General features: G+C 65.8%; 8 protein-coding genes. 4 read left to right on the forward strand and 4 right to left on the reverse strand.

Annotated elements, in window-relative coordinates; genetic code table 11:
- Positions 1-89: 89 nt before the first annotated feature.
- From hpaD to AC630_RS17620, 3 genes are read left to right on the forward strand one after another with little or no spacing between them, the layout of a single operon-like run.
- Positions 90-1073, forward strand: a complete 984-nt coding sequence (hpaD, locus tag AC630_RS17610; RefSeq protein ID WP_074119761.1) for a 3,4-dihydroxyphenylacetate 2,3-dioxygenase — start codon at positions 90-92, stop codon at positions 1071-1073.
- A 2-nt stretch (positions 1074-1075) separates the two neighbouring features.
- A complete protein-coding gene (locus tag AC630_RS17615) occupies positions 1076-1945 on the forward strand; it encodes a fumarylacetoacetate hydrolase family protein (RefSeq protein ID WP_074119762.1) in 870 nt (289 codons plus the stop codon).
- Positions 1946-1971: 26 nt separating this feature from the next.
- The gene (locus AC630_RS17620; RefSeq protein WP_074119763.1) at positions 1972-3597 is read left to right on the forward strand and encodes a thiamine pyrophosphate-dependent enzyme; all 1626 of its coding nucleotides are present in this window, start codon (positions 1972-1974) and stop codon (positions 3595-3597) included.
- Positions 3598-3708: 111 nt separating this feature from the next.
- On the opposite strand, the gene alkB is transcribed toward AC630_RS17620, so the two are convergent.
- The 4 genes from alkB to AC630_RS17640 all read right to left on the reverse strand — a co-directional run bounded on the left by alkB (position 3709) and on the right by AC630_RS17640 (position 7336).
- The gene (gene alkB / locus AC630_RS17625) at positions 3709-4362 is read right to left on the reverse strand and encodes a DNA oxidative demethylase AlkB (RefSeq protein WP_074119764.1); all 654 of its coding nucleotides are present in this window, start codon (positions 4360-4362) and stop codon (positions 3709-3711) included.
- 9 nt (positions 4363-4371) lie between these two features.
- A complete protein-coding gene (locus AC630_RS17630) occupies positions 4372-5121 on the reverse strand; it encodes a 2OG-Fe(II) oxygenase (protein ID WP_074119768.1) in 750 nt (249 codons plus the stop codon).
- A gap of 186 nt (positions 5122-5307) precedes the next feature.
- Complete coding sequence (locus AC630_RS17635; RefSeq protein WP_074119765.1) at positions 5308-5994, reverse strand: DUF2848 domain-containing protein; 687 nt, start codon at positions 5992-5994, stop codon at positions 5308-5310.
- Positions 5987-7336 carry an amidase gene (locus AC630_RS17640; protein ID WP_074119766.1) on the reverse strand — a complete coding sequence of 450 codons (1350 nt, stop codon included), beginning with the start codon at positions 7334-7336 and terminating at the stop codon, positions 5987-5989. The genes AC630_RS17635 and AC630_RS17640 overlap by 8 nt, the downstream gene beginning before the upstream one ends.
- A gap of 192 nt (positions 7337-7528) precedes the next feature.
- Here AC630_RS17640 and AC630_RS17645 point away from each other — a divergent pair.
- Positions 7529-7681 (forward strand): Zn-ribbon domain-containing OB-fold protein (locus AC630_RS17645; RefSeq protein WP_245330431.1); only part of this gene is annotated, 153 nt, incomplete at its 3' end.

Raw genomic sequence — 7681 nt, forward strand, 5'->3', positions numbered from 1 at the left:
ATCCATTCAGCCAACAACACTGCTGCGCGATGGATTCCGGGTTCGGCTCTTCGAGCCGCCCCGGAATGACAAGCCCGAGGGGAAACGCAATGCCGGTACCGCAACACGTCTTCGATCCGCCCTTCAACATCATCCGCTCGAGCCACGTCGTGCTCGACGTCACCGATCTGAAGCTCAGCCGCGAGTTCTACGAGACCACCGTCGGCCTGCATGTCGAGGACGCCGACGACAACGTCGTGTACCTACGCGCCGCGGAGGAGCATCAGCATCACTCGCTGGTGCTGCGGAAAGCTGCCGCACCCGCCTGCGCCCGGCTCGGCTTCAAGGTCGGCAACGACCGGGATCTCGACAAGGCCGCGGTGTTTCTCTCCGAGAACGGCCTCGCCTATGCCTTCGTCGACCAGCCCTTCCAAGGCCGCACGCTGCAGTTCACCGATCCCTTCGGCTTCCAGATCGAACTCTATGCGTCGATGGACCGGCGGCCGCATCTGCTGCGCCGCTTCGACCTCTACAAGGGCTGCCACCCGCAGCGGCTCGATCATTTCAATGTCTTCGCCGCCGAGGTGCAGGACACGGTCGATTTCTATGCGCGGCTCGGCTTCCGTCTCACCGAATATGCCGAGGAGGACGGACCGAACGGGCGCATCGCGGCGGCCTGGATGCATCGCAAGGGCAACGTCCACGACTTCGCCATCACCAACGGCAAGGGCCCTCGGCTGCATCACTTCGCCTACTGGACACCGACGGCGATGAACATCATCCATCTCTGCGACGTGATGGCCTCCTCGGGCTTCCTGAAGAACATCGAGCGCGGCCCCGGACGCCACGGCATCTCGAACGCGTTCTTCCTCTATGTCCGCGATCCTGATGGACACCGTCTCGAGCTCTACACCAGCGACTATTTCACCGGCGATCACGACCATGAGCCGCTGCGCTGGTCGCTGCGCGATCCGCGCCGCCAGACATTGTGGGGCGCGCCGGCACCGCGCTCCTGGTTCGAGCAGGGCTCGCCGTTCATGGGCCAGGCCGTGCGCGAGCCGAGATTCGTGGCCGACGTGCTGGTGGCGGATTGAAGATGACGCTTCCTCGCCTCGCCACCTATTCCGTCAAGGGTGCAACCAAGTACGGCGCCGTCGTCGACGGGGGCATCGTCGATCTCTCGGCGCACCAAGCCAAGGACTATCCGACATTGCGCGAGGTGATCGCGGCCGGAAAGCTCGCGGCCCTTGCCGAGGAAGCCACCGGCCGCGCACCGGATCATGCGATCAGCGACATCACCTGGCTGCCGCCGGTGCCCGCGCCGGAAAAGATCATCTGCATCGGCGTCAATTATCCCGACCGCAACGCCGAGTACAAGGACGGCCAGGACGCGCCGAAATATCCGAGCATGTTCATGCGCTCGCCCCGCTCCTTCGTCGGGCACGACACGCCGCTGGTGCGCCCGCGCGCATCAGTGCAGCTCGACTACGAGGGCGAGATCGTGCTGGTGATCGGCAAGGCCGGCCGGCATATCCCGGAAAGCGCCGCGCTCGATCACATCGCAGCGCTGACCCTTTGCAACGAAGGCTCGGTGCGCGACTGGCTGCGCCACGCCAAGTTCAATGTAACGCAAGGCAAGAACTTTGATTCCAGCGGCAGCCTCGGACCTTGGCTCGTGCCCTTCACAAGGGAATCGCAGATCGCCGACATCCGTCTCACCACGCATGTCAACGGTGAACTGCGGCAGGATGACCAGACCAGCCGGTTGATATTCCCGTTCCGCTACCTCATCAGCTACATCTCGACCTTCGCAACACTCGTCCCCGGCGACATCATCGTCACGGGTACGCCGACCGGCGCCGGTGCGCGGTTCGATCCGCCGCGGTACCTGAAGCCGGGCGATGTCATCGAGGTCGAGGCCGAAGGCATCGGCAGCTTGCGTAACGGCGTCGTCGACGAAGCCTAAGGCAACAATTGAAATGGAATGATGCAATGACCACCCTCACCGGCGGCGAAGCGATCGTAAGCGGGCTTGTCGCCCACGGCGTCGACACCGTGTTCGGCCTGCCCGGCGCACAGGTCTATGGCCTGTTCGACGCCTTCCGCCAGGCCCAGCTCAAGGTCATCGGCGCACGGCACGAGCAGGCCTGCGGCTACATGGCATTCGGCTATGCGCGCTCCAGCGGCAGGCCCGGCGTGTTCAGCGTGGTGCCGGGCCCCGGCGTACTCAACGCCAGCGCAGCGCTGCTCACCGCCTTCGGCTGCAACGAGCCGGTGCTGTGCGTCACGGGCCAGGTGCCGACGCAGTTCCTGGGCAAGGGACGCGGCCATCTCCACGAGATGCCGGATCAGCTCGCGACCTTGCGCACCTACGTGAAATGGGCGGAGCGCATCGAATATCCCGGCAACGCGCCGACGGTCGTAGCGCGCGCCTTCCAGGAGATGACGTCCGGCCGTCGCGGCCCCGCGTCGGTCGAAATGCCCTGGGATGTCTTCACCCAGCGCGCCGACGCGGCCGCCGCCCAGGTCCTGGAGCCGTTGCCCGCGCCGCAACCAGACCCAGACATGATCAAGCAAGCGGCCGCGCTCATCAAGAACAGCAAGGCACCGATGATCTTCGTCGGCAGCGGCGCGATCGAGGCGCGCGCGGAGATCCTCGAGCTCGCCGAGATGATCGACGCGCCTGTCGTCGCCTTCCGCAGCGGCCGCGGCATCGTCTCCAATGCGCATGAGCTCGGCCTGACCATGGCGGCTGCGTACAAGCTGTGGCCGAACACCGACCTCATGATCGGTATCGGCTCGCGGCTGGAGCTGCCGACCATGTCGCGCTGGCCGTATCGCCCCGATGGCCTGAAGAGCATCCGCATCGACATCGATCCGGTCGAGATGCGGCGCTTCAATTCGGACACCGCTATCATCGCCGACGCCAAGGCCGCGACCGCCGATCTCGCCGCCGCCGTTAACAAAACGGGCTACAGCAAGACCGTCGGTCGCCGCGCCGCGATCCGCGAGGCCACTGCGGTCGCCCAACAAGAGATCCAACGCATCCAGCCGCAGATGGCGTATCTCAACATCCTGCGTGAGGTACTGCCGGCCAACGCGATCGTGACAGATGAATTGTCGCAGTTCGGATTCGCCTCCTGGTATGGCTTCCCGATCTACGAGCCGCGGACCTTCATCACCTCGGGCTATCAGGGTACGCTCGGCTCGGGCTTCCCGACCGCGCTCGGCGCCAAGGTGGCGAACCCCGACAAGCCGGTGGTGGCGATCACCGGCGACGGCGGTTTCATGTTCGGCGTGCAGGAGCTCGCTACCGCCGTGCAGTTCAACATCGGCGTGGTGACGCTGGTGTTCAACAACAATGCCTATGGCAATGTCCGCCGCGACCAGCGCGAACGCTTCGACGGCCGCGTGGTGGCATCCGATCTGGTCAATCCGGATTTCGTCAAGCTTGCGGAGTCCTTCGGCGTTGCGGCTGCGCGCGTCACCGCCCCCGATCAGTTCAAGGCGGCGATGGAGAAGGCGCTCGCCCATGGCGGGCCGTATCTGATCTCGGTCGAGGTGACGCGGGACTCCGAGGTCAGCCCCTGGGCGTTCATTCACCCGCCGAAGCCGTAGTTCTTGTCATTCCGGGGCGCGCGAAAGCGCGAACCCGGAATCCATAACCATGATCGGGAGTATGGATTCCGGGCCTGCGCCTTACGGCGCATCCCGGAATGACGAGAAGGGTCACCACGTCTGACGAAAGGTCAGATTGATCCGTTTCCGGCCGAGCAGCACGTGCTCGCCGTCGGCGAGCGGCGCCACGCCGTGGTAGGCAAGCCGGCTCGGGCCTCCCCAGACCACGACATCGCCATGGACGAGCCGGAAGCGGCGCGGCTTGTCGCTTCGCGCCATGCCACCGAAGAGAAACGTCGCGGGCAGTCCGAGCGAGACCGAGACGATCGGCGCCGAGAAATCCAGCTCGTCCTTGTCCTGATGCAGCGACAGCCGCGTGCCGGGCTCGTAGCGATTGACGAGGCACGCATCGGGCGCGAAGCCGGCGAAACCGCCCTGCTCCGCCGCGCGCCGGGCCAGGTCGCGGAACACGGGCGGCATCGCGGGCCACGGCGCGCCGGATCGCGGATCGACGGGATCATAGCGATAGCCGGTGTGATCGGTCATCCAGCCGCGCTCGCCGCAATTGGTCATCGCCACCGACATCTGGTAGCCGCCGGGTGTGGTCATGCGGCGGAACGGCGATTGCGCCACGATGGCGCGCACGGCGGCGATCAGGTCGTTCTCGATCGGCTTGACGAAGCCGCGTAGCAGCACGGCGCCATCGGCGATGTCCTCGCGCGACGGCTGCGCCTCGGCGGCAGTGTCGAACAGATCACCCGTCAATCGCAGAGCTCATTTGGCGTCATGAAAGATCACACCCAGCGTGTGGCGCTGGCCGGACCTGATCCGGCTGACACCATGGCGCAGATTAACGCGGTAGGTGCCGCGTGTCCCCTGAACCGGGCGATGATGCACAGCGAAGGCGACCGCGTCGCCCTGGGTTAGCGGCACGACCTCGGCGCGGGACTGCATGCGCGGGCGCTGCTCGGTCAGCACGAACTCGCCGCCGGTGAAATCGCGTCCCGGCTCGGACAGAAGGATCGCGACCTGGAGCGGGAACACGTGCTCGCCGTAGAGATCCTGGTGCAGGCAATTGTAGTCGCCGGCCTCGTATTGCAGCAGCAGTGGCGTCGGCCGCCCCTGACCTGCCTCGTGGCAACGCTTCAGGAACGCTGCATGCCCTTGGGGATAGCGGATGTCGATGCCCATCGCCTCGTTCCAGCGATTGGCGATGCCCTGAAGATGCTCGTACAGCGCCGGCCGCAACTGCGCGATCAGGTCGGGCAGCGGATAGGAGAAGTATTTGTACTCGCCGCGGCCAAAACCATGGCGGCCCATGACGATTCGGCTGCGGAAGTTAGCGTCGTCGGGATAGAGTTCGGCGACGGCGCGGCATTGATCCGGAGTGAGCAAGCCCTTCAGGACGGCGCAGCCTTGGGAGTCGAGTTCGCTGGTGATTTGAGGCCAGTCGAGCGCGTCGACGTGGCCGGTAGTATCAGTCGCCAAATCGGGACCAGCGGGAACACGTTTCGCGATTGCCATAACGATCATCCAATCCACTTCCGTCATTCCGGGGCGCGACAAAGTCGCGAGCCCGGAATCCATTCATCCACCGACTGTGCCGCACGATGGATTCCGGGCTCGCGCCCAAGAGGGCGCGCCCCGGAATGACGGAGGTGGGTGTCGCAGATCGCGGCGGCTACAACCACCCGATTTCCGTGCGGGAACCTAGCCCAGCACCGGCAGCGTCACCACGTCATACCCGTGCTTGATCGTGCGCTTCAGCACGGGGTCCTCAAGCTCGAACTCGAAGCGGTCGGCGGGGCGGATGCCGCCCTTGGCGGCGAAGGTGCCGCCGAACATGGCGCAGCCGTCGGGCAGCTTGCCACCCCCGAAGCCGCGCGCGATGAGATCGTCGACCGGCAGCATCGCGTCCAGCGTTCCCTCCTGGTAGAGCACGCGCTCGCCCTTGATCCAGGCGTAGGAGCGCAGGATCATCTTATCCCAATGGCCGATTACATCCTCGAGCTCCCACAGCGTCGAAGCAATCGGCTTGTCGCACATCTGCTTGGAGACGGTGACGTTGTAGGCCTCGACCTTGCGATCGGTATGGTCGGAGCCGCAGCCGACGAAGATGCGGCCTTGCCAGCCGATCAGCACGAACTCGACCTCGCCGCTGGAATCGCCGCCGCAGCACTCGATGCTGTCTTCGGTGGTCAGCCGCCGCGCCGAGGCGCGATAGTAGATCGGCGTCGAGGCCGGCCGGGCAATGCCGACGGCCTCGAGCTCGGCGATGTGCTTGTCGCGCGCGACGGGATCGCGGCCGGTCCAGCCGGCGATGACGGCCTGATCGATCGCGAGCGTCAGCGGCGTTGTGGCGTCCTGGGCATCGACAGTGAAGCTCAGGTCAAACACGGATCACGGCCTCCATGCCGGCGGCAAGTTCGAAAATACGGCGATCGGACCCGCCCGCACCCGCGAGCATCAGGCCGACGGGAACGTCGCCCTCGCGATGCGCAGGCAGCGAGATAGCGCAGCCGTCGATCATGTTGATCAGGCTGCAATTGCGCAAGGCGCGGATGTTCTCGTGAGCGAATGCCTTGTCATCGGCGAGGTCGGCGATTTTCGGCGGCGTGTTGGGCGTGGTCGGCATAACCAGCGCGTCATAAGGCGCAATCCGCGCGTTGACGCGGGCGATCAGCGAGCGGCGCTCGTTGAGGAGATCGATGTAGTCGGCCGCGCTCTGCGCCTCGCCGCGCATGATGCGCACGGCGACTCTGGGATCGTAGACGTCGCCCTTGGACGTGATGAGGTAGCGATGCCACGCATAGCTCTCGGCCGCGGCGAAGCCGCCCTTGGCATTCATCGGGCCGATGTCGTGGAATTCCGCCATCTCGATGCGCTCGATGATCGCGCCGTGGTCGGCCAGCGTCTTCAGCGCACGCTCGAACGTCTCGGCCACGGCCGCGTCGAGATCGTCAAGCGCGATCGTGGTCGGCACCGCCAGCCGCATGCCCTTCACAGGGCGCGGCTTCAGCGGGACGATCGGCTCATTCGCGAGCACCGCATCGAGTATGGCACAGCAACTGACCGATCGCGCCAGCGGCCCGATGCTGTCGAGCGAGAACGACAGCGGCACCGAGCCGTCGAGCGGCACGCGCCGCTGCGTCGGCTTGTAGCCGACGATGCCGTTGAAGGCGGCCGGGATGCGGCAGGAGCCGCCGGTGTCGGTGCCGAGCGCGCCGTGCGCCATCCCGTCGAGCACGGAGACCGCGGCGCCCGAGGACGAGCCGCCGGGCACGTGGCCCGCGGCCCGGTTCCAGGCGCCCTTCGGCGTGCCATAATGCGGATTGATGCCGATGCCGGAATAGGCGAACTCGGTCATGTTGGTCCGACCAATCATGACGAAGCCGGCCTTGCGCAGCCGCGCGACAGTGACGGCATCCTGCTCGGCCGGCGGAGAGTCGTCGAGCGCGCGGGAGCCGGCGCGCGTCACCTGGCCCTTGATGTCGAAGAGATCCTTGATCGAGATCGGGATACCGGCATAGCGCGACGGCGCGGCTTTCGCCTTGCGCAAGCCGTCCATCGCATCCGCGGCCGCCAGTGCGGCGTCCTTGTCGACGTGGATGAAGGTGCGCTGGCCCTCGCCGGCGGGATCGGCGATCTTGGCGATGCACGCCTCGACCAGCTTACGGGAGGTGGTGCGGCCGCTTTCGAGGTCGTCGGCGAGCTTCGCCAGTGTCTGAAAATCGGGCATGTCTGTCTCACGGAATATTGGCGCGCGCAATCTATAGCGCTGCCTCAGTTCGACACAAGCATTGTGCGCATGATGGCATGCATGTGCATTGCTGGACCGTTGACGCGCCATGGTCGATTGTCGCATCAAGATCGAAACGGGCGGGCGAGAAGCCTGCCACTTGGCAAATTGGCTCTGGGAGGACCTGCCGACATGGCCGAACCGCAGCGCGCGCGACCGAAACCGACGCCGGAGACCCAGCATTTCTGGGACGGCACCAAGGCGGGCGAACTGCGCCTGCAGCGCTGCGACGCCTGCGCGCATGTCTACTTCCCGCCGCGTCCGTTCTGCCCGTCCTGCGCCTCG

It is taken from the genome of Bradyrhizobium sp. AS23.2 (assembly GCF_001908185.1).
Taxonomy (GTDB): domain Bacteria; phylum Pseudomonadota; class Alphaproteobacteria; order Rhizobiales; family Xanthobacteraceae; genus Bradyrhizobium.